This is a genomic window from Streptococcus oralis (genome assembly GCF_019929345.1).
Classification (GTDB): Bacteria; Bacillota; Bacilli; order Lactobacillales; family Streptococcaceae; genus Streptococcus.
Map to the genome: position 1 here is coordinate 1 of NZ_JAHZPJ010000001.1, position 22,670 is coordinate 22,670.

General features: G+C 41.2%; 24 protein-coding genes and 1 pseudogene. All 25 read right to left on the reverse strand.

What is annotated here, in order from left to right:
* Positions 1-136 precede the first annotated feature (136 nt).
* The 25 genes and pseudogenes from K1I97_RS00005 to murC all read right to left on the reverse strand — a co-directional run bounded on the left by K1I97_RS00005 (position 137) and on the right by murC (position 22,665).
* Complete coding sequence (locus tag K1I97_RS00005) at positions 137-1,096, reverse strand: ROK family glucokinase (RefSeq protein WP_223331166.1); 960 nt, start codon at positions 1,094-1,096, stop codon at positions 137-139.
* Positions 1,097-1,222: 126 nt separating this feature from the next.
* The gene (locus K1I97_RS10175; protein WP_263284037.1) at positions 1,223-1,720 is read right to left on the reverse strand and encodes an Ltp family lipoprotein; all 498 of its coding nucleotides are present in this window, start codon (positions 1,718-1,720) and stop codon (positions 1,223-1,225) included.
* Positions 1,721-1,822: 102 nt separating this feature from the next.
* The gene (locus K1I97_RS10180) at positions 1,823-2,455 is read right to left on the reverse strand and encodes a hypothetical protein (RefSeq protein WP_263284038.1); all 633 of its coding nucleotides are present in this window, start codon (positions 2,453-2,455) and stop codon (positions 1,823-1,825) included.
* A 118-nt stretch (positions 2,456-2,573) separates the two neighbouring features.
* The gene (gene pabB / locus K1I97_RS00020) at positions 2,574-4,289 is read right to left on the reverse strand and encodes an aminodeoxychorismate synthase component I (protein WP_223331165.1); all 1,716 of its coding nucleotides are present in this window, start codon (positions 4,287-4,289) and stop codon (positions 2,574-2,576) included.
* A 233-nt stretch (positions 4,290-4,522) separates the two neighbouring features.
* Positions 4,523-5,050 carry an AAA family ATPase gene (locus K1I97_RS00025; RefSeq protein WP_317628028.1) on the reverse strand — a complete coding sequence of 176 codons (528 nt, stop codon included), beginning with the start codon at positions 5,048-5,050 and terminating at the stop codon, positions 4,523-4,525.
* Between the two features lie 55 nt (positions 5,051-5,105).
* Positions 5,106-5,669: a TIGR01440 family protein gene (locus K1I97_RS00030; RefSeq protein WP_223331163.1), complete on the reverse strand. Its 564-nt coding sequence runs from the start codon at positions 5,667-5,669 to the stop codon at positions 5,106-5,108.
* Positions 5,670-5,789: 120 nt separating this feature from the next.
* Positions 5,790-7,481, reverse strand: a complete 1,692-nt coding sequence (locus K1I97_RS00035; protein ID WP_223331162.1) for a cache domain-containing sensor histidine kinase — start codon at positions 7,479-7,481, stop codon at positions 5,790-5,792.
* Entirely contained in the window at positions 7,478-8,215 is a 738-nt protein-coding gene (locus K1I97_RS00040; RefSeq protein ID WP_033584528.1) for a response regulator transcription factor, read from the reverse strand. The genes K1I97_RS00035 and K1I97_RS00040 overlap by 4 nt, the downstream gene beginning before the upstream one ends.
* Before the next feature lie 70 nt (positions 8,216-8,285).
* Positions 8,286-9,398 carry a peptide-methionine (R)-S-oxide reductase MsrB gene (gene msrB / locus K1I97_RS00045; RefSeq protein ID WP_007518411.1) on the reverse strand — a complete coding sequence of 371 codons (1,113 nt, stop codon included), beginning with the start codon at positions 9,396-9,398 and terminating at the stop codon, positions 8,286-8,288.
* A gap of 9 nt (positions 9,399-9,407) precedes the next feature.
* Complete coding sequence (locus K1I97_RS00050) at positions 9,408-9,971, reverse strand: redoxin family protein (RefSeq protein WP_223331161.1); 564 nt, start codon at positions 9,969-9,971, stop codon at positions 9,408-9,410.
* Positions 9,972-9,984: 13 nt separating this feature from the next.
* Complete coding sequence (gene ccdA2 / locus K1I97_RS00055; protein ID WP_223331160.1) at positions 9,985-10,695, reverse strand: thiol-disulfide oxidoreductase-associated membrane protein CcdA2; 711 nt, start codon at positions 10,693-10,695, stop codon at positions 9,985-9,987.
* Positions 10,696-10,858: 163 nt separating this feature from the next.
* On the reverse strand, positions 10,859-11,410 hold the full coding sequence (locus tag K1I97_RS00060; RefSeq protein WP_223331159.1) for a GNAT family N-acetyltransferase: 552 nt from the start codon (positions 11,408-11,410) through the stop codon (positions 10,859-10,861).
* Between the two features lie 349 nt (positions 11,411-11,759).
* Positions 11,760-12,584 (reverse strand): ammonia-dependent NAD(+) synthetase, encoded by an 825-nt coding sequence (nadE, locus tag K1I97_RS00065; protein WP_223331158.1) that lies wholly within the window; start codon positions 12,582-12,584, stop codon positions 11,760-11,762.
* Complete coding sequence (locus K1I97_RS00070; protein ID WP_223331157.1) at positions 12,581-14,041, reverse strand: nicotinate phosphoribosyltransferase; 1,461 nt, start codon at positions 14,039-14,041, stop codon at positions 12,581-12,583. The genes nadE and K1I97_RS00070 overlap by 4 nt, the downstream gene beginning before the upstream one ends.
* A gap of 119 nt (positions 14,042-14,160) precedes the next feature.
* A pseudogene (locus tag K1I97_RS00075) lies at positions 14,161-14,646 on the reverse strand (DUF6773 family protein); the annotation flags it as partial.
* The gene (locus tag K1I97_RS00080; protein WP_223331156.1) at positions 14,636-15,109 is read right to left on the reverse strand and encodes a DUF6773 family protein; all 474 of its coding nucleotides are present in this window, start codon (positions 15,107-15,109) and stop codon (positions 14,636-14,638) included. The gene K1I97_RS00080 and the pseudogene K1I97_RS00075, both read right to left, overlap by 11 nt.
* Positions 15,099-15,308, reverse strand: coding sequence for a helix-turn-helix transcriptional regulator (locus K1I97_RS00085; protein WP_001107502.1), 210 nt, complete (start codon positions 15,306-15,308; stop codon positions 15,099-15,101). The genes K1I97_RS00080 and K1I97_RS00085 overlap by 11 nt, the downstream gene beginning before the upstream one ends.
* A gap of 147 nt (positions 15,309-15,455) precedes the next feature.
* Positions 15,456-16,052: an HAD family hydrolase gene (locus K1I97_RS00090; RefSeq protein WP_223331155.1), complete on the reverse strand. Its 597-nt coding sequence runs from the start codon at positions 16,050-16,052 to the stop codon at positions 15,456-15,458.
* A 58-nt stretch (positions 16,053-16,110) separates the two neighbouring features.
* Positions 16,111-16,521: a GNAT family N-acetyltransferase gene (locus K1I97_RS00095; protein ID WP_223331154.1), complete on the reverse strand. Its 411-nt coding sequence runs from the start codon at positions 16,519-16,521 to the stop codon at positions 16,111-16,113.
* A gap of 99 nt (positions 16,522-16,620) precedes the next feature.
* Positions 16,621-17,985 (reverse strand): amino acid permease, encoded by a 1,365-nt coding sequence (locus K1I97_RS00100; RefSeq protein WP_223331153.1) that lies wholly within the window; start codon positions 17,983-17,985, stop codon positions 16,621-16,623.
* Between the two features lie 77 nt (positions 17,986-18,062).
* The gene (greA, locus tag K1I97_RS00105) at positions 18,063-18,545 is read right to left on the reverse strand and encodes a transcription elongation factor GreA (RefSeq protein WP_000818765.1); all 483 of its coding nucleotides are present in this window, start codon (positions 18,543-18,545) and stop codon (positions 18,063-18,065) included.
* A gap of 63 nt (positions 18,546-18,608) precedes the next feature.
* Positions 18,609-20,279 (reverse strand): endolytic transglycosylase MltG, encoded by a 1,671-nt coding sequence (gene mltG, locus K1I97_RS00110; RefSeq protein ID WP_223331176.1) that lies wholly within the window; start codon positions 20,277-20,279, stop codon positions 18,609-18,611.
* A gap of 74 nt (positions 20,280-20,353) precedes the next feature.
* Positions 20,354-20,857, reverse strand: a complete 504-nt coding sequence (locus K1I97_RS00115) for a GNAT family N-acetyltransferase (RefSeq protein WP_223331152.1) — start codon at positions 20,855-20,857, stop codon at positions 20,354-20,356.
* The gene (locus K1I97_RS00120; RefSeq protein WP_223331151.1) at positions 20,854-21,321 is read right to left on the reverse strand and encodes a GNAT family N-acetyltransferase; all 468 of its coding nucleotides are present in this window, start codon (positions 21,319-21,321) and stop codon (positions 20,854-20,856) included. Before K1I97_RS00120 ends, K1I97_RS00115 begins: the two co-directional genes overlap by 4 nt.
* 9 nt (positions 21,322-21,330) lie before the next feature.
* The gene (gene murC / locus K1I97_RS00125) at positions 21,331-22,665 is read right to left on the reverse strand and encodes a UDP-N-acetylmuramate--L-alanine ligase (RefSeq protein WP_223331150.1); all 1,335 of its coding nucleotides are present in this window, start codon (positions 22,663-22,665) and stop codon (positions 21,331-21,333) included.
* Positions 22,666-22,670 lie beyond the last annotated feature (5 nt).

Genomic DNA, 22,670 nt, shown 5'->3' on the forward strand with positions numbered 1-22,670 from the left:
AAAAAAGAAAGGACGAATTTCGTCCTTTCTCGATCTTAGCTGACTTCAACCCACTACAGTTGACAAAGAGCCTTTTTATATTACATTGTCTACTTAACAGGTTTTAATCCATTCAGTTAGTGATTGCTTCATCATTTTATTGCAATACAAGTGATGCTGCCCCGATAACTCCAGCATCATTTCCTAGAGTTGCAAGAGCCAATTTTGTAGATGTACGCACTTGTGGGAAGGTATTTTCATCATAAACTTTTTGGACACCTTGTAGAAGGAATTCTCCCGCTGCTGACACTCCGCCACCAATAACGATCGTTGATGGATTAAGAGTTGAACCGATATTGGCACAAGCAATTCCCAAGTAACGTGAGAAGTTGCGATAAACAATCAAGGCAAGGTCGTCGCCTTCTTTTGCCAAATCAAATACAGTTTTAGCAGTTACTTCTTCTCCGTTATCGATCAAGCGTTTCAAAGTTGCGTCGCCCTCATATTCATCAGCGTAACGACGAGTCAAATTGACAATCCCTGTTGCAGAAGCTACTGTTTCAAGACAGCCTTTCTTGCCACAGGTACATGCGATTGGGTGGTCAAAGTCAACAGTGATGTGACCAAGCTCTCCTGCCGCACCAGCAACACCGTGGAGCAATTTACCTTCTGCGACGATACCGCCACCAACACCTGTACCAAGCGTCATAAAGACAACGTCTGGTTGGTTTTCACCAGCACCCATCCAGCGCTCACCAAGCGCAGCTACGTTGGCATCATTATCGATGAAGAATGGAATACCCAAGGCTTTTTCAATCTTTTCTTTAATCGGTTGAAGGGTTTTCCAGTTGAGGTTGTAGGCACCTATAACAGTCCCTTTTTCACGGTCAACCACACCAGGTGATCCCATCCCAATCCCTCGGAAATCCGTAGCTGACAATCCAAGCAAGTCCAAACGATGCTGAATAGACTCAATCATATCATCTACAATATGGCTTCCTTCATCCAAAATGTTGGTCTTAATAGACCATTTTTCTTGGATTTCTCCCTCTCGAGTTAAAATTGCAAACTTGATAGATGTTCCACCAAGGTCAATCCCAATAATCTTTTGACTCATCGTCTTCTCCTTTTTAATTGAAAATGCTTACAGATATAGTATAACAAAATCGTCTGTTTTGTGCAAAGGTTTGCGTACTACAAAGTCAACATTAAATATCTCAAAATTGTTCACTAATCAAAATGATTAATCATCAAGATGTTGAATGGCATATCTTGCTTCTTCTTCAGTAAATTCACCAGTAAAATATGAGGATGAGAGTAGTCTCTCATGAATTTCTGTTTTTGAGAGGTTAGTATATTTACGATAATCCCTTGCTCTAGCTAAGGCATTTGCCTTATAATCTGCATACAAATGATCGATAGTGTATTGTGCAACATCACTATTAAACCCAAAAAGAATTAATAACTTATAAATTCTTTTTTTTGAATAATGATTCCTATTATAACTTTTTGCTTCATTTAAAGCTGCTGAGTATGGATTCCCATCTGTTGACTTTGGTAGCCATAGACCATTCGGATCAACATAATAACGGCCACCATCTACCCACTGACTTTTAGCCATCCTACCATCTGATTTAAGATAATAATTGCCGACCCATGTGTTTCGAGCGTAGCTACCTTCTGTTGTTAGATAATAATAGGATCCATAGTTTTTATCATAAATCCATTCACTCTTAGCCATTTTACCATCTGATTTAAGATAGTAATTGCCTTCCCAAGTGTTACGAGCAGAACTTCCTTCTGATGTTAGATAAAAATATGAACTCGATTTCGTATCATAAATTCATTCATTTTTAGCTCTCTTCCCGTCTGATTTGAGATAGTAATTACCTACCCATGTATTACGAGCGTAGCTACCTTCTCCTGTTAAATAATAATGTGCAGAGTATTTTTTATCATAAATCCATTCGTTCTTAGCCATTTTACCATCTGATTTAAGATAGTAATTGCCGACCCAGGCATTTTGGACATAATTTCCCGATGCATTTAGATAGAAATAAGAATTAGCTTTTTTATCAAAAATCCACTTATTAGTAACTTTAGTACCATTTTGATAGTATGATGAGCCTACCCAACCAGACTGAGCTGTAGATTTGGACTTATCCTCTTTAGGAGTTATATTTTTTGCCTGCTCAGGAGATTTTTGTGCTGATGTTTTCGGTTTCTCAGCAGGATTTTGCGCTGGTGTTTTCGATTTCTCAGCAGGCTTTTGCGCTGGTGTTTTCGGTTTTTCAGCTTGATTTGGCGCCGAAGTTGTATTCTCTTTTACAACCTTACCATTTTTAGGTGCATCCTTTTCTTGAGCAGAAACATGCTGAGCCGAAAAAGGAAAGGCTCCAGTTGTATCTGCAAATGAAATAAGTCCCAGTGTTGCAGTTGCTAAGCTGGTTACTAAAACTTTTTTTGATTTTTTCATAAAAATCTCCATTATTTTAACGATTTATACCTATAGTATACCATATACTTTATTTTGCTTTCAAATCAAATATTAAATATTCAGAAATAAATCTAAAACTTAATTGAAAAATCCATAGTTATATCACTTTCAACTCATACAAACCTCTGACTGCATTACAGCCATAGATAGTTTCCGCTTGGTTCAAGTCTGTCAAAGTCAAGACTTTTTCCTCTACCTGTCCTGTTTCTAGCAAATGCTGGCGGTAGATTCCTGGCAAAATTCCTAGTCTGATAGGCGGTGTATAGAATTTTCCGGCAATTTTCAGAACCAGATTTCCAATGGAGGTCTCAAGCAGTTCTCCTGACTTATTGTGGTAAATCTTCTCTTGCTCCCCTAGGCTCAAATGCGGTCTATGAGTTGTTTTAAAGTAGGTAAAGGATTGATTCAAATCTGCTTCTTGCAGACAAAGTTTGGCTTTGCAGAAACTTGGACTAAGGGGTATTAAGATTTGGCGACTGAGTTCTATCTTTCCAGACTTGCTAAGGCTGATTCGCAAACGGTAGTCCTGGTGGGAATCACAAGCTCGGCACTCTGCCTCTATCTTTTGTCTCAGGTTTTTCGGATCAAAAGGATAGGCAAAATAACGACTCGCCTTTGTCAGTCTTTCCAAATGTTGCTCTTCAAACAGCAAGCTCTTCTGGCTGATTTTCCCTGTAGTAATCAATTGGAAACGTGCTTGTTTACGATAAAGCACTGCCGCCTTTTGATGAACCTCACGGTATTCAGATTGCCAAGTGCTATCCCAAGTAATGCCGCCACCCACTCCATAGATGGCTTTCCCTTGATGCAGTTGAATGGTCCGAATGGCGACATTGAAAATCCGTCGCCCATTTGGAAGCAGAAGACCAATCGTTCCGCAGTAGACTCCTCTGGGTTGTGGCTCCAATTTCTTGATGATTTCCATGGTCGCAATTTTGGGTGCACCCGTTATGGAACCACAAGGAAAGAGAGAGCGAAAAATGGCAATCAAGTCCACATCTGCTCGTAACTGACTCTTGATGGTCGAAGTCATCTGCCAAACCGTCGAATACTGCTCCACTTGACAAAGACGTTCCACATGTTCACTTCCAACTTCAGAAATACGGTTCATATCATTGCGCAAGAGGTCCACAATCATCATATTTTCAGACCGATTTTTAGGATCCTGTTCTAGCCAGCTAGCTTGGGCAAGGTCTTCTTGGTCAGTCACTCCCCGCTGGGTTGTCCCCTTCATTGGACGAGTCGTTAATTCTCGGTCATTTTGCTCAAAAAAGAGCTCTGGGCTCATAGAAATTACTGCCATCTCATCGTGTTCCACATAGGCATTGTAGCCCGCCTCCTGCTCTACCACCATACGGTTGTAGGTGGCAAAGGGATTGGCACTTAAATCTTGCTTGAGTTGGACGGTGTAGTTGACCTGATAGGTGTCTCCCTGACGCAAATGATGGTGAATCTGGACAATAGCCTTTTCATAGTTTGCTTCAGACGTTACTTCCTGCCACTTTGAAGGCAAATCTACTTCCTCATAAGTCAGAGGAATAGGGGATGTTTCCACCCTATCGTGAACGGTAAAGTAAAGCAAATACTCGCCCAGTAGAGGAAGCTTGTGAACTGCTAGTTTTTCCTCAAAAGCAGGTGCAGCCTCATAGCTGACATAGCCCACCACATAATATCCCTGTTCTTGGTAGCTCTCCACCTGTGCCAGCAAGTCTGCCACTTCTGATAAATCTCTCGTTTTTAACTCTTTGATAGGCTGGGTAAAGGTGTATCTCTCGCCCAAAGCTCTAAAATCAATCACTGTTTTTCTATGCATATCTTAAGTATAGCACAAAATAGCCGACCTAGAACACCTAAATCCAGCTTTGTTTACTGATTTCTATAACGAAAAATTTTCTCTAAGTTACTTTTTCCTACTTTTGGCAATTCTCTATTAGATGGCACTAGTTATTCTAGTAAAAGATGGTCTTTTTTAGATCACTTCGCACAAACATTCAACAACAAAAACAGAGAGAGTCTTGGTTGCTATACCCTCACTCTCTCTGTCTTTTACTGTTCAGAAATTAAAAATTGATTTGAAGTTTTAATGATATTTACCGTTTCTTTGACATCTAAATCATCCGTGTACAGAAAATGATGTTTCTCACTATTTTTAGCTAGGAACTCTTTTCTTGCTTGGATTGATAAATCGCCTGTTCTCTCAATTTCTTTCCGAGAAGAATCTCTATCTTTCAAGGTTTCTTCTTGAGCCATTAGGACACAATATTTTAGCTTAATTTGTTTTTCTTTTAAGAAGGCTGCAATTTTCTTCAGTTGCTCTTCAAATATGACATACTCTATCACGACAGTAATGCCACGATCCAAGAAATTATTGGTCAGACTGATGATATTATCCCAGAATAAATCCATGTAAAATCCATCATCCTCCCAGGGAGCTACGAGACCTCCTTTAATCATTAAGTAAATCATGTCGCCCTCTATCACTGCACTTTTGTCAAAAGAGTAGGCCAACTCTTTGCTGACAGTGCTCTTTCCAACGCCTGGGGGCCCTGAAATGATATAAACACAATTTTCCAACCTTATACCTCTACATATTTGAAACATCTCTAATTTACGATAACTTTCAGCCCACCTATGACTTTCTTATGAAGTCTTCTGGATACTGCGCACGCGCACCTCCAATGAGTTTGGGACGACTTGCTAGAGCCGTTACATGAGCATGCCCAATTTCACGCAGTACAGGGCGAATTGGTACTTGAACATGCTTGACATGCATGCCAATCGCAGTGTCTCCGACATCTAATCCAGCATGGGCCTTGATAAATTCAACCTCTACTGGATCCTGCATAAACTTGAAGGCTGCCAACTGACCCGAACCTCCTGCATGAAGTGTAGGAAGGACACTAACAATTTCCAGGCCAAACTGCTCTGCCACCTGACGTTCAACAACGAGGGCACGATTAACATGTTCACAACCTTGAACAGCTAGATGAATTCCTTTTTCCTCTAGGATATCTAGGATGGTTTTCACGATGATTTCCCCAATTTCCTGGCTGGATTCCTTGCCAATCTGACCACCTATCACCTCACTAGAAGAAAGGCCCAAAACAAAGATAGCTCCTTGCTTCAAATTAGCCTTGTCTAATACATCTTCAACAATCTGACTTGTTGCTCTTTGAATGTCTTTTTCCTTCATACTTGATACCTCTTTTGTCACTATCTATCATATCTTTTTTTACTGATTTTATCAAGGCCAACTAATTATTCTGAATTTTAAAAGTAAAACTCCCAGAGTGAACTGGGAGTGAACTGGGAGTTAACTAGTTTCAATTTTATTGATGTATATTTCAACTGTCGTCCCTTTTTCGGGTGCAGAATTGATTTTCATCTGGTAATTGTCTCCAAAATGAAGTTTGAGTCGTTGGTCGACATTTTGAAGGCCAACTCCCCCACGTTTGAGCTGACTTTGACTACTATCGCCAAGATTTTGGAAGCCAACACCATCATCCTCAATGCGGATGACTAGTCCTGAATCCTTTTTCTGAACAGAGACTTTAATATGGCCCTGACCTTCCTTCTCCTTGATGCCATGGTAAAGAGCATTTTCTACAAGAGGTTGCAACACCAACTTGGGTAAGACTAGGTTATCAAAAGCAGGTTCTTCATCAATCTCATACTCCAGCTTATCTCCGTAGCGTTGTTTCTGGATAAAGAGGTACTGGCGGACATGATTGATTTCATCAGAAAGAGAAATCAAATCCTTTCCTTGATTGAGCGCCAAGCGAAAATAGGTTGCCAAGGACTTGGTCACCTGAACCACTCGCTGACTATCCTGAAATTCAGCCATCCATATGATAGTATCCAAAGTATTGTAGAGGAAATGAGGATTAATCTGACTCGACAAGGCTTGAAGTTCATACTGCCGGGTCGCTTCTTCCTGCCTGCGCACATCTGCCATCAGCTGATCAATCTGATCCAGCATGGCATTAAACTGGCGAGTCACTTCTCTCAGTTCATAGGCGCCAGCTTCCTTAGCACGAAGATTTTGTGTACCAGAAGCAATTTCCAGCATGGTTTCTCTCAGATCCTTCAAAGGGGCAATCCAGCGTTTGAGACTGAACCACACCAAACAGAGACAGGCAAGAAGAGATAAGGCACTGGCACCAAGCAAGGTCCACATGAGTTGACTCCGAACCTGGTCTAACTTCTCCAACGAAGACACGCCTATAACCGTCCAATCTGTTCCTGCAATCTGTTCCTGACTGACGTAGGATTGATGGTCCAGCGTATAGCCCTGTCCCGTCTCGATGTAGGGTTTCATGGCCTCCATTTCACTAGATGAGCTATAAACTGTGTGTTTCGGATGGTAGACAAATTCATGGTTTTCATTGATGATAAAGGCAAAGCCCTGCTGGCCCAACTGAAGTTGGTTGAGATAGGATTCCAGAGTTTCGTAGGAAATATCCAAACGAAGCACGCCAAGATTGGCTCCCTTTGCATCAACAAGTTCCTGAGTAACAGAAATGACCCACTGACTATCTGATTTACGAGCTGGTGTCAAAACTGGCTTAGCTCCCTGATGAATGGCCTTTTTGTACCAATCCTCAGCCATCATATCTGAGGAAGTTTTCATCTGCACACTGTCATCTGTAGAAATAACCTGACCGGATTTGGTGACCAGTACCACCGTTTTCAAGTCCTGGTCTGCCTTTAAGATAGTCAAAAACAGATCTCTGATTCCCTTGACCTGGTCTTGGTTAGGATTCTCAGCATAGGCCAACACATCCTTCTGCTGGGTCAAACTGGTAGAGGTGGTTTCTAATTTTTTGATATAAGACTGAATAAAGTGGCTAGTTTGGCTAATGGTCGTTTGGCTATTACCCTCAATAGTAGCCTCAATGGCTGATGAACTAGATTGATAATAGAAAGTCCCGACCACAGCTAGGAGAATGAGAAAGACCAGAAAGATGGAAATAACCATTCTGACTAAAAGAGAAGAACGCTTCATCGGCCTTCTCCCTTCTTAAACTGACGAGGTGTCACACCTGCAATCTGTTTAAAACGTTGAGTAAAGTAGTTCATATCTTCAAAACCAACCTTTTCGGCTATCTCATAAATCTTTAAATCTGTGGTCAGAAGCAAGAGCTTGGCTTGTTTGACACGCTCTCTCACCAGATAATCCTGAAAAGGCAGGCCCAACTCTTTCTTAATCAAGGAACTCAAATAAGTTGGGCTAAAGCCCAAATCACTGGCCAAGCTCTTTAAACTAAATTGACTGTCAGCCAGATGAGACTGGATTTTCTGGGCCAGATTTCCCTCAAACTTATCGGTTAATAAATCTTGTAACTGCTCTTCTTTTTCTTCCTTGTCTAGTTTTTGCTTGATTTTCCCTAACATTTCCTCAATATCCTGACGAGAAAAGGGCTTGAGCAAGTAGTCATCCACACCGAGTTTGACAGCAGACAAGGCATAATCAAAATCATCGTAACCTGTCAAAAAAACTAGGTGAACCTGAGGATAGGTTTCTCGTACCAGACTGGCCAACTGGATGCCATTCAGCTGAGGCATGTTGATATCGGTTAAAATGATATCTGGCACCTGCTTTTGAATCAAGTCCCAAGCCTGCCTTCCATTTTCAGCCTGACCGATGATTTCCATATCGTAGGCTGCTACATTGACCAGCTTGGTCAAGCCTTGTCTTACCAGATACTCATCTTCTACGATTAAGATTGTGTAGGTCATACTCTGCTCCTTTGTCACTTACTAGTATCAGTATAGCAAAATTCTCCTCTACCTGCTTAGGAAAGCCTTCTTAATCAACATAATCTAGTAAATAAGCATAACCTTTTTCTGCCATTTGGTCTTTTGGAATAAATCGGATAGAGAGACTATTGATACAGTAGCGCAAGCCCCCCTTGTCCTGTGGTCCATCCGTAAAGACATGGCCAAGGTGAGAATCCCCAACTCGGCTCCGCACTTCCATGCGTGTCATATTGTAAGACTTATCTTCCTTGTAGGTAGCAACATCTGGACTGATGGGTTGGGTGAAACTAGGCCAGCCACAACCAGACTCAAACTTGTCCTTTGATGAAAAGAGGGGTTCACCAGTTGCGACATCCACATAGATACCGGATTCAAATTTATCCCAATAGCGGTTTGAAAAAGCTCGTTCTGTTTGATTTTTCTGGGTAACTGCATACTCCTCAGGTGACAAGGTCTTTTTCAATTCCTCATCACTTGGTTTAGGATATTTGCTGGCATCGATGACGGGATAGGCAGCCTGATTGACATTGATATGACAGTAGCCATTTGGATTTTTCTTGAGGTAGTCTTGGTGATAATCCTCCGCCACCACAAAATTCTTCAAGTTTTCCTTTTCAACTGCCAGAGGTTGGTCGTATTTCTTAGCAACTTCATCAAAGACTTGGTTGATTACTTCCAAATCCTTTTCATCTGTGTAATAAACGCCGGTACGATACTGGGTCCCCACATCATTTCCTTGTTTATTTTTGCTGGTTGGATTGATAATGCGGAAGTAATGAAGCAGAATTTCCTTGAGGGAAATTTGATTGGCATCATAGGTGACATGGACAGTCTCCGCATGTCCTGTTTGGTTAATCAATTCGTACTTGGTTGTTTCCCCTCTACCGTTTGCATAGCCTGAAACGGCATCGGTTACTCCAGGCACGCGTGAGAAGTATTCCTCCACTCCCCAGAAACAACCTCCAGCTAGATAAATTTCGTGCAAGTCTGCGTCTTTACTCACTTCTGTTTTTTTCACTGTTTTTCCTCCTTGGCTAACTGATGCTTTCTCAATTTGCGAGCTATCTGTCTGCCCTGCATTTCGCATCAATAGAAAATAGAAACCGGTTATGGCTAGGAGAATGACCCCTGCTAAGACAAATAGTTTTACTTTATCATTCATAGCCTTTCTCTACCCCATTTCTTTCAATTCTTTTAAAATCATATCCTTATCCATAAAACCTGGTTGCGTTTTAACCAGCTTGCCTTCCTTGTCTATAAAGGCTTGGGTTGGGTAAGAACGAACACCATAACTTTCCAAAAGTTTACCTGACGGATCAATTAAAACCGGAAAATTTTTATAATCCAAGCCCTTGTACCAGTTCTTAAAGTCCGCTTCTGCTTGCTCCCCCTTGTGGCCAGGAGATACAACTGTCAAGACCACATAGTCATCACCAGCATCCTTAGCGATTTCGTCCGTATCTGGAAGACTGGCTAGACAGATGGAACACCAAGAAGCCCAGAATTTGAGATAGACTTTCTTGCCTTTGTAATCAGACAAACGATAGGTCTTGCCATCTACACCCATCAATTCGAAATCAGCTACTGCTTGACCCTTGGTGGCAGTTTGTGAACTAACTTGTTCTGTTTTGGATTGCTCCTTCATAGTAGCTTCGTCTGCCATATTTTTAGCCGAACAGGCTGCCAAGCAACAGATTGAGCCTACTCCAAGGAGACATGTTTGCCATTTTTTCATTTCTTTTTCCTCTCTATTCAAATAATGTAGTCAAAATGGAAGCATTTCCCAAAAGCACCAAGATTCCCATCACGATAATGAGGAAACCACCCACTTTTTTGAGGATTCCGAGGTAAGGATGCAGTTTTCGGAAATGTTTCAAAACATAGCTGGAGGCGAGAGCTAGGACTAAAAATGGTAGCGCCAATCCCAGCGTGTAAACCAACATGAGACCAGCACCCTGCCAAGCTCCTGAACCACCTGAAGCCGCCAAGGCCAAAACAGACCCCAGAACCGGCCCCACACATGGCGTCCAAGCAAAACTAAAGGTCAACCCCAGTAAAAAAGCCTGACTATAGCCGTTAGCGTTTTTTCTCTGTCCCTGTAATTGTATCCTTTTCTCCTTGTAGAGCCCCTTCAAATGTAAAACTTCCATCTGGTGTAAGCCCAAGAGAATAATAACCGCACCCGTCACATATTGAAACCAAGAAGCATACAGCAAATTGCCTAAAAAACCAGCTCCATAGCCCAGTAAGATAAAGATAAAAGAAATCCCCGCTATAAAGGCCATAGTTCGCAATAAACTAACAACTGAGATTGACAATTTTCCGCTAGAAACCTGAGCACCATCTTTGTCATCCAACAAGATCCCCGCATAGACAGGTAACAAGGGTAAAATACAAGGAGAAAAGAAGGAAAGAATTCCAGCAAGAAAAACACTGATAAAAAAGATTACATTGTCCATTGCCTTCCTCCATTCTTTGATTTGATAGGACTATTATAGCTCCAAAGCTCCAGAAAAAACAGGGACAATGATAGGCAAAAATAGGAATTTAATCAGCTTATTTAGAAATTTTGCACAAAAAAAGCCAGACAAGGTCTGACTTTGATAGAAACAGAAAAGAAAATCACCTATCTTCCCTGCTTATCTGGTAATAAATAAGGTCCGCAACGTAGTCTTTTCTCTCCACACCATTGGTAATGGTTTTTAGATAAGACATTCCCGCTTTTTCCATGACACGACCTGAAGCTAGATTGAGACTAGCGTAACGAGCTCTGACTTTTTGAAAGCCTGCTTGAGTAAAACAAAAATCTAACACAGCTTTCAAGGCCTCTGTCATCATACCTCGACCCCAAAAGTTTTTTCCTAAAACATACCCAATTTCACAACTTAAATCTTCCTCGTGCATTTCAATGATGCTGATATCTCCTATCACATGCTCTGGGTTCTCTTTGAGACAAATGGCCCATTTGTAATAGTTGGGATTGGTATAGGATGCAACCCAATTTTGAATCGAATTCCGAGTCACCTCGACATCAGGATGAGGATCCCAGGTGACATAGGTCAGATTCTCAGCAGACGAAGCCCAATTTTGAAACATAGCTTCCGCATCACTCTCTACAAATCTTCTCAAGATTAAACGTTCTGCCTGTAATATTTGCGTACCGATTGCTTTCATGAGGCTACCTCACTTTCTTATTTCAAGGTGAGAGGCTAAAAACCTCCACTGGAGGCTCCTCGTTTTCCCATTTTTAGACTCGGGGTAAAAAGGTCCCCCGGACCTTCCTCGCTTTCTCATTTCTAGGCTCAGGGTAAAAAGACTATACTCAATAACAGCTAGGAAACAAGTGTTTTATCTAGTCCCTTGACGCAGTCGCTGTCTGGTTTGAAATGCGCTTTACCAAGCTTTTTCAAACCTAGTCATCGTTGCGAGGGTGAGACAAGAAAAATAGAACTCTACGAGTTACCGGACCTACTCTCACTTTTTTATTTCAAGGTGAGAGGCTGAAAACCTCCACTGGAGGTTTTCACTCCCAAAAATCATCAAAGACGGTGATTGGTAGGTGGCGTTTGTGTTGGCCTTTATGCCACCAGTTTTCGATAGTTGCTTGGGCTTCTGGGCTGATTGTTTTGCCTTCTAGGTAGTCATCAATTTCTGCATAAGTGACTCCGAGAGCGACTTCGTCAGCCAATCCCGGTTTATCCTCTTCAAGGTCAGCGATAGGAACCTTTTCATAGAGGGCAGGATCTGCGCCAAGCTCTTTCAAAAGTTGTTTCCCTTGGCGTTTATTGAGGCGGTAAAGAGGAAGAATATCCGCACCACCATCGCCAAACTTAGTAAAGAAACCTGTGATATTTTCCGCAGCATGGTCTGTTCCAATGACGGCTCCGCTATGAGCGCCCGCAAGGGCATATTGGGCAATCATACGACTACGAGCTTTAATATTGCCCTTATTAAAGTCTGAAACGGAGCTTCCTGTCGCTTCGACTGCAACTGTCATGGCATCAGCTGATTCCTTGATATTCACAACCAAGCTGACATCTGGCTGGATGAAAGCAAGAGCTTTTTGAGCATCTGCTTCATCAGCTTGCACTCCGTATGGCAGGCGGACAGCGATAAATTGGTAGCTGTCATCTCCTGTCTCAGCTCGCATTTCTTCCATAGCTAATTGTGCCAAACGCCCTGCCAAGGTTGAGTCTTGTCCTCCAGAAATTCCTAGTACAAAAGTTTTAAGGAAGGGATGTTTTTTTAGGTATTTTTTTAAGAAGTCAATGGAACGACGGATTTCTTCCTGGGCGTCAATCACTGGCTTGACACCTAGTTGCTGGATAATAGTATCTTGCAAACTCATTTTTCTTCTCCTTCGCCAAGGGCTTCCTTGCGCATCTTGTCAATCAAGTCCATCTTATCTTGCCAAATATCACGCGCCAAATCTACTGGGTAATGTTGCGGGTTGAGCACGCGCTTGTATTCATCCCATAACTTATCAAATTCCTTGCGGGCATAAGCCTGAATCTCAGTCAAACTAGGCAGGTTGTAGACTAATGTTCCTTCTTTGAAAATATCCACCAAGAGAGGAACGGCATCAAAATTACGAACGGTCTTTTTGATGTAGGTATAAGTCGGATGGAACATCTTGATTTCTGTCATGTCACTCACATCCACACCATCATAAGTAATGTAGTCACCTTCTGACTTGCCTTTTTCACGACTGGTAATGCGCCATACTTGCTTCTTACCTGGTGTCGATACTTTTTCAGCATTGCTTGAAAGCTTGATGGTATTGCGCATCTTACCAGTTTCATCTTCGATAGCTACAATCTTATAAACTGCGCTAAGAGCAGGCTGATCATAGGCTGTAATCAGCTTGGTACCCACCCCCCAAACGTCAATCTTAGCGTGTTGCATTTTGAGGTTGAGGATGGTATTTTCATCGAGGTCATTGGAAGCGTAAATTTTGGCATCTGGGTATCCAGCCTCATCCAACTGTTGGCGAACTTTCTTGGAAATATAGGCTATATCCCCTGAGTCGATACGAACGCCTTTAAAATTAATCTTGTCTCCCAGTTCACGAGCAACCTGAATTGCAGCTGGCACACCGATGCGAAGCGTATCATATGTATCTACTAGAAAGACACAGTCACGATGGGTTGACGCATAAGCCTTGAAGGCTTCATAGTCGTTTCCATAAACCTGTACCAAGGCATGCGCATGAGTACCCAAGACAGGAATGCCAAAGAGCTTCCCTGCTCGCACATTGCTAGTCCCGTTGGCTCCACCAATCACGGCTGCGCGTGTTCCCCAGATAGCTGCATCCATTTCTTGCGCACGACGTGTCCCGAATTCCATCAAAGGTTCATCTTCAATGACTGAACGAATACGTGCTGCCTTGGTCGCTATCAAGGTTTGAAAGTTAACGATGTTTAAGAGAGCCGTTTCGACCAATTGACATTGGGCTAGAGGTCCTTCAACCTGCACAATCGGTTCATTAGCAAAAACCAAGTCCCCTTCCTGAGCAGAACGAACCGTTAGTTCTAACTTGAGATTTCGTAGGTAATCCAAGAATTCTCCATGATAGCCAAGCGACTCCAAGTAGTCAATATCGCTATCAGAAAAGTGCAAGTCTTTAAGATAATGTACAATTCTTTCCAAACCAGCAAAAACTGCATAGCCGTTGTTAAACGGTTGCTGGCGGAAATAAACCTCAAAGACCGCCTTTTTATTGTGAATCCCTTGGTCAAAGTAAACTTGCATCATGTTAATCTGGTACAAGTCCGTGTGCAATGTCAAACTATCATCTGGATACATCTATTTTCCTTCTTCCTACTTTACAAAGGTATGAACGTATTCTACCACTTTCACACCATCCGATAAATTAGTACTATTATAACACATTTTACTGAGATTGATAAAAAGCTAACAAGCCATTCTCCATTCTCAAGTTCATCCATATCTTGCTCAAACTTTTTTTGAGCCCATTCGCCATAACTTTTAAGCCCGAGATTGCCGATAAAAACCCAAGGAAGGTAGATCAGATAAGTGATGGCCCAAGCAGACAAGTATTTAACGTTCAGAGGATTGTGCTGATAAATTTCGATATTGAATTGATAATTCTGCAACATCAAAAGAGTCGTAATAGCGAGAGTTACCAGCAAACACCCTATAATTGTAAAATGAAAACGACTATAGTAGTTCACACCCAAATCTCGAGCACGGCCGAAAAAGTAAGAAGTTCCAATAATGATAATGATGAGAATCATTATTGGATTAAAAAGACTTGGTGCTAATACTGTAATCATATAAGATAAAAGCAAGAAAGCTATAGAGATATAGAAACTTTCAGCTCCCGCTTTATTCATCAGTTGTTCTTCTCTTTCGTCTAATAATTGATAATAAAAAAATCTATTTTTCATCTTCTTCCTCCCAAACTTGCTGATTTCTGCAATTCAAGTATAGGATAACTCTATCCATAGAATAACTCCCAACGAGATAGATGATAACTGCTAGAACCACTTTTAGGGAGTACTTCCAAGTCAATAGATTGACCAGTTCCTCGCGATTGCCTACGATATCAATCAATAAAATCACTATAGAAAATCCCAAAGCAGATAAAATTCTTTCTTTTCCAGTATTCTCAACAATATCTCGAATGTCAATTCCTACATACATGCGGCGAATAATGGCATACAAACCGACTCCAATCAATAAAAGTAATTCTGGTAAATAGGACAAAAGTGTTAAATTGAAAATATAAACTTTGGCAAAAATTTCCAGTGCCAAAAATAAGCACATTCCCAAGAGAATTTCTCCTGAAATTTTTCCGTCTAATTTTTCCGTACGTTCATCTTTGATCACGAGTTTCTTTCTATTTTTCATCTTCTTCCTCCCAAAATAATTGATCTAAAGTTTTGCCTAAGCATCTGCAAATGGACTGGCAGAGGGAGAGACTAGGATTGTATTTCCCAGCTTCAATCAGACCAATAGTCTGTCGCGTAACCCCGACAGCCTCTGCCAAATCCCCTTGTGTTAAATCACGCTCCACCCGAGCTAATTTTAATTTTAAATTTTTAGCCACTAGCGTCCTCCTTCACATTTTTAAAAAGTTGCGCTTCTTTTAAAAACATTATACCATATATCTAACTTAATGCAATATATAAATGTCATTTTGTAACATTTTGTTAACGAAAAAACTCTCTACCACAAAAAATAGAGAGTTTTGAATTTAAATATAGGATTTCAAAATATCGACGACATTACTTCTTTTCTTAACCTGATAGGCCTTGATGCCCAATTTCTCAGCTGCCATTGTATTGTCCTCAATATCATCTAGAAAGACACAATTTGTAGGATCTAGCTGGTATTTATCGAGAATCTCCTTAAACATTGCCAAATCAGGCTTTATAGCTTTTATATCACAGGATAGGACAAAGCCATCTAAAAGTTCTTTTATGGGAGATAGCTGCTCTTCCAGCAAGTCATAAAATACCTTTGAGGTATTGGACAAGACAAAGATGCGATGCCCCTTTTTCTTTAGTTCTGACAAGACAGGAAAGACTTCCGTATAAATGTCAATGTAGCTAGGCCAGTTCCAGATAACTTCTTCGACCTTCTTTTGATAGGTCCTTCCAATCATGGACACAACTTTAAGCACTAATTCTTCTCTCGTCATGATACCAAGATCTAATCTCTCCCAAAGCCCCGACTGAAAGATAGTCTTATCTAACATCAGATAATCTTTCTTCGTATCCGAAACGCCTTGCAAAATCTTATCCTTGTTCCATTCTAATAAGACGTTGCCCATATCTAGTATGATGTCCATTAGCCCACCTCCATAGTGATGTGAAAAATCCTCTTTGCTTTATACCTTCATATTTATCTTACAAATCCTTTTGGTAATAGTATCTTTGCCCTGTGTAGGGATAGTCTTGCAAGGTAAAGACCTCCTTGTAGCCATGCCTTTGGTAAAAATCTGGCGCTTGAAACTGGTAAGTATTGACAAAAGCAAAACGACAGTTTCGATGCTTAGCTTCACTTTCTGCCTGTTGCAATAGTTTTGAACCAATTCCCTGTCCTCGCGATTCCTCTTTCACAAACAAATACTCGATTTCCAACCAATTTCCAAAAGTCTCTGCTACCAAGCCCGCCAAGAGATTGCCCTTTTCATCTTCGACATAAAGGTTCAGTGGCTCACTTTCAGCCTCTTCTCTTTTGGAACGATTATAAGCACGAATCAAATCCCCTATTTCTTGCGCTTTAAGCGATTCCTTATTTCCCAATCTAACGTGCATTCAAACCTCCTAATAAACTACTACAGCTTGATTATAGTCTTATTTCGATAGACTGTCAAACAAGAAAAACTCACCAAGCAGAGTTGATGAGTTCATGATTTATTTTCTAAATTTCCACTGGCTATAAATCCCAAAAACAAGAATCCAGATGGCAGAACCAACTGCCCCCATAAAGGTAGATTCTTGTAAAAAGAGGGTTACAAAGACAAAGATAAAGAAGAGCATGGTTAAAGGATTTAAGAAACAATACTGAGGCATGAGGTAGCCATCCGCCATGAAGTCTTGTGACTTGCGGTATTTGAGATGAGCCACCATAATCAAGATATAAATCGCGATGTAAACACCTGATGAAGACGCCGTAATCAAAGCAAAAGCATCGGAAACGCCTGGCAACACATTGATAAAGGCAGCCAGAGCAATCAAGATTGCTGAAGCAATAATAGCATTTTGTGGAACATTATGGCGAGAAAGAGTATCTGCCTTGATTGCTTTTAAGAAGCGATTGGGTGAATCATGGGCAATCTGGTAAAGGTGTCGCCCTGTTGAATAGAGGGTTGAATTAAGAGCAGATGCTGCCGACGTCAAAACAACGAAGTTAATCAGAGCTGCCGCCCACTTGATACCTGCTAGCTCAAAAACCGTTACAAATGGTGAATCTGAAGAAGCAAGTTCTCTCCAGGGAATGATAGACATAATGGCTAATAGGGCTCCACCATAGAAGAAGACAATTCGGAGGGGAATTTCCTTAACTGCTTTTGGCAAAACCTGACGAGGATTCTTCGTTTCAGAAGTTGTCACTCCGATAAATTCAATCATCAGATAGGCAAAAAATACCATTTGAAAGGCCATGACAAAGTTCATAACACCGTTTGGGAAAAGAGAGAACTGATCGCTGATATTTGCCAAACTTGCAGTACCATGCGGTGTCTCAAATCCAGTTAAAACCATAAAGGCTCCCGTTGCAATCATAGCTAAAATAGCCACAATTTTAACCATAGCAAACCAAAACTCGACTTCTCCAAAGAGCTTAACCGCAATCAGATTGACTAAGGCCAAAATCGTTAAAAAGACAATCTGAATCAGCCAACTAGGCCAGCTAGGAAACCAAAACTGAACATAATGCGAAATCGCGGTGATTTCTGCCATACCGATAAAGACGACAGACAACCAATAAGACCAAACTGAGAAATAACCCCAGCCTTTCCCCAAATGACGGGTGATAAAGTTGATAAAGGTATGCTGTTCTGGATCCTGATACAGCATCTCCCCAACAGCCCTCATCATCAAAAACATAAAGGCTCCTGTAATCATGTAAATCAGGATGATAGAAGGTCCAGTAAGGCTGATGGAGCGACCGGCACCTAGGAAAAGACCTGTTCCGATTGTTCCCGCAATAGCCATCACCTGAACATGGCGATTGGTTAATCCACGCTCCATCTTATTTTTTTTCTTATTTTCACTCATATAGTCTCCTATTTTATTCAAAAAACCAAAAAGGAGTTGAGCAAGGCAAAGCCTCTACTACTCCTTTTTCATTCTATTTAGGCTGTTTTTTCAACCTTTAAGATTTTGACATCATAGCTACCAACTGGTGTCTCGATGGTCGCTGTATCACCAGTCTTCTTGCCAATCAAAGCACGGCCAATCGGACTTTCATTTGATACTTTACCAGCAAAAGCATCTGCACCTGCGGAACCGACGATGATGTAGACCTCTTCTTCGTCTTCACCAACTTCTTGGATTGTTACTGTCTTACCGATTGCTACCTCATCTTGGGCAACAGCATCGCTATTAACAATTTCAGCATAGCGAATTTTTGTTTCTAGACTTGAAATTTGACCTTCAACAAAAGCTTGTTCATCTTTCGCTGCTTCATACTCACTGTTTTCTGAAAGGTCGCCATAGGAACGAGCAATTTTGATGCGTTCTACCACTTCAGGGCGTCGAACGAGTTTCAACTCCTCTAATTCTTTTTCTAATTTTTCTTTTTCTTCAAGGGTCATTGGGTAAGTTTTTTCTGCCATTTTTCTCAACTTTCTTTTCTTAATTTGTTTTTAAAACAAAATTATGTGGAAAACCACATAATTTTAGTTTGAACTACTTGATTGGGTTAGTTTGCTATTGATATGTTCTGCAACGTTTTGATCGTGTTCTTCTTTGGTAGTTGCGAAGTACACTTTACCATCTTCGACATTGGCTACAAAGTATAAGTAGTCACTCTTTGTCTGATTTACACTTGCTTCGATGGCATCCAGACTTGGACTGTCTACTGGTCCAGGCATGAGCCCAAGGTGTGTGTAAACGTTGTATGGTGAATCAATCGTTGTATCAATTCCAGCGTCATCTGCTAAACTAATCTTTTGACCAAGTTTTCCTTGAGCATATAGGATAGCGATATTACTTTGAAGTGGCATACCGAGATTCAAGCGGTTATAGAAAACACCTGCAATTTTCTTTCGGTCTTCTGTATTAGCACCTTCTTTTTCAACAAGAGAAGCGATGCTGAGTAATTCATTGACTGTCAGATTCTTTTCTTTAATTGAGGCGTAATATGATGACATGGTCTTATCCATAGCAGCCACCATCTCATCAATCAAACTTTCAACAGTTGTGCTGTCTTTGATCGTATAGGTCGCTGGGAAAAGGTAGCCTTCAAGACGATAACGAACGCCACTATCTTTTGTTGGAAGACTTCCAAGTAGGTTTGGATACTTGGCTACTAATTGTGAGATAAAAGTCTCATCTTGAGCTTTTGCCAAGAAAGCATCCGCAGTAAGAGGTTCTTTAAATTCACCTTGAAGTTGTCCTACTGTTTGAGCGATTTGCTCTAATGTATAGCCTTCTGGAATTGTCAAATTTGCAAGAACAGGTGCCTGAGCTTCAGGAGTCCCACCTTTTTGCAATTCTTGAATCAACTCATCCGTACTCATACTCTTCTTCAAGTTGTAATAACCTGATTTTAAGTCTGCGCCCTTATATTTAGCATAAAAGCTAAAGATAAGTCCATGTTTAACCAGACCAGATTTTTCCAAAGTGCTCCCAATTTCTTGAACGTTTGCACCGTCTGGGATTTGAACCGTTACGTAGTCCTTAGAGCTCGCATCAACAGGTTTCAAAGATTCTTGAACATAACCATAACCAAAGAAGCCACCAATACCTCCAAGCACTAGAAGAACTAGGAAAGTAAGCAAGCAACCTTTAGCTTTTGATTTCTTCTTTTTCTTAGCTGGTTTTGCCCCTTCGCGACGACTGCGACGAGAACGATCTGTTTGGTCACCAGTACCTTCGGTTGAGCTAGTTTCCTCATTCTCCATAAGCGGAGATACCGCTACTTCTACCTTATCTGCAGTCTTATACGAAACTGCTATCTTTGTTGTTACTTCATTAAAAGATTTTTCATCTTCTTTAGGTTCTACTGATTCAATTCCAACTGGAGCAACTTTTTCTAGATTTGGATTTTCCTGTTCTAGTGATACCGGCTCACTTAGTTCAGAATCTCTGCGTGGTAACACAGTAGGAGCCTTTTTTAGAACGTCCCCTACAGAAGCTAAAGAATCACCAACCGCATCTTCAGTAGAGTCCTCTATTTCCAAATCAGAAAAAGTAGAAGGAGTATCATTCTGGATAGGAGGAACGAAAGTCGCTGCATCTTCCTCTCCAGTCCTCCGTTCTCTTTCTCGTGCTCTTTCTAAATCACGTAAAATCTGCTCTTTGAAGCTTAATTTTTCTTCTTCTCTTGATTTTTCGGTCAAAAGTATTACCTCCTTGTTGACAATCCATAATATTATATCTCAAAAATCGCAGAAAAGCAACCAACTAGGGCATTCCCTAGCTAGTTTTCTTTATTTTCAGGCTGCCAGACCATATCATACCACGTTTCCCCAGCAAAGCTTGACTGGGATATTCCTTCATTAACAAACCCATGTTTTTCGTAATAGGCTATAAGATAATCATGACAGGTCAGGTTAATGCCTTCTCTTTCGTGTTCCAAAGCGACTTCTTTTAAAGCCTTTAATAGTCTTTTCCCCACTCCCAAAGCTTGCGCTTCCTTAGCTATGGAGAGACAGGTCACAGAAATATAACCTCCAGGTTGATGGCTATAGTCTTTTATTTCTTCTGTAAAGGACTGATCTTGTAGATGACGATATGGGACGACTGGGCCTTCAATATACCCAAGGATACGTCCCTCCTTTTCAGCTACGAGAAAACTGGTCTCAATCTCACGTAAGTGCGCCTCAAAGACCGAACGAGGAATCGCTTCTTCAAGGGAAAAATTCTCCAGCTCTATCTCTAAAATTTGATCTAAATCCGAAAATCTTGCTTGTCTGATTTTCATACTTCCTCCTGATAAAAAGGATTGGCCCAAATCAAATTCCATCCCGAAAATCTTGCGTACGAAGCTTCTGGCACTTCTTCCTCAACAAAGCCATTCATCTCAAAATAAGAGAGCAAGTCATCAGGACAAGTCAAGCGAAGATACTCATACCCTCCTTCCACTGCCACTTGTTTCAAACTAGCAAGAAGAAGGGTACCCAAGCCTTGTCCGCGATGGTCAGGATGAATAGCAAATGATCTTATTTCTATCCATTTGGGATAAAGAGACTGAGCTTCTCCTAAAACATAGCCTAGGAGCCGATTTTCATCCCCAGCTACAAGAAAGGTACCCGCAGACTTGCGGATACTCTCTTCTAAGGATTGGCGGCTAAGGGTCTCTTCTGATGAAGGATTGGCTTCTTCAACCGCCAACATTTCTTCTAAATCTGATAAGGTAGCTTGCCTTATAGTGATTGGAATTTCCATCTGTTTTCCTTATTGGACGTTGCTTGTCAAGTTAGACAAGAGACGTTCAAATGAATATTCATAGGTTTGGATATCTCCAGCACCCATAAAGACGTAAACAGCATTGTCATGGTCTAGGAGTGGAGAAACATTTTCAACAGTGATAACCTGGTGTTTCTTGTTAATTTTATTAGCTAAGTCTTCTACTTTGACATCACCATGGTCCACTTCACGAGCTGATCCATAGATTTGCGCTAGGTAGACGGCGTCTGCTTGATTCAAAGCGTGGGCAAATTCGTCCAACAAGGCAATGGTTCTTGTAAAGGTATGCGGTTGGAAGATTGCCACGATTTCCTTACTTGGGTATTTTTGACGAGCCGCATCCAAGGTTGCAATGATTTCTGTTGGATGGTGGGCAAAGTCATCAATGATCACTGTATCATTGACAATTTTTTCAGTGAAACGACGCTTAACACCTGCAAAAGTTTTTAAGTGTTCACGGACCAAGTTCAAATCAAATCCAGCTGTGTAAAGAAGACCAATAACAGCTGTCGCATTCATGATATTGTGACGACCAAAGGTTGGAATGTGGAATTGACCCAATTCTTGTCCACGGAAGTGAACGGTGAATGTCGAACCAGTCGTAGAACGAAGGAGATCGCTAGCTACAAAGTCATTGCCCTCAGCTTCAAAACCATAGTAATAGATTGGAGCATTGGCTGTGATCTTACGCAACTCAGGATCTTCACCGTATACAAACAAACCTTTACTAATTTGTTTGGCATAGTCGTTAAAGGCATTGAAAACATCCTCTAGACTTGTAAAGTAGTCTGGATGGTCAAAGTCAATGTTGGTGATGATAGAGTATTCTGGGTGGTAAGGCATGAAATGACGCTCATATTCGTCTGATTCAAAAACAAAATACTTCGCATTTTCAGAACCTCGACCCGTTCCATCCCCAATCAAGAAGCTAGTGTCTGTGATGTGAGACAAAACGTGAGACAGCATCCCAGTCGTTGATGTCTTACCATGCGCTCCTGCAACCCCCATGCTAACAAAGTCACGCATAAAGCTACCTAGGAATTCATGGTAACGTTTGTAGCTGATACCGTTTTTGTCGGCATAGGCGATTTCAACATTGTTATCTGGACGAAAGGCATTTCCAGCGATAATCTCCACATCACCTTGCAGGTTCTTTTCATCAAAAGGAAGAATCGCAATCCCTGCCTGCTCTAGTCCACGTTGAGTAAAGTAGTATTTTTCAACGTCTGACCCTTGAACCTTATGCCCCATTTGGTGCAACATCAAGGCTAGGGCACTCATACCTGATCCCTTGATTCCAATAAAATGATATGTTTTTGACATGCTTT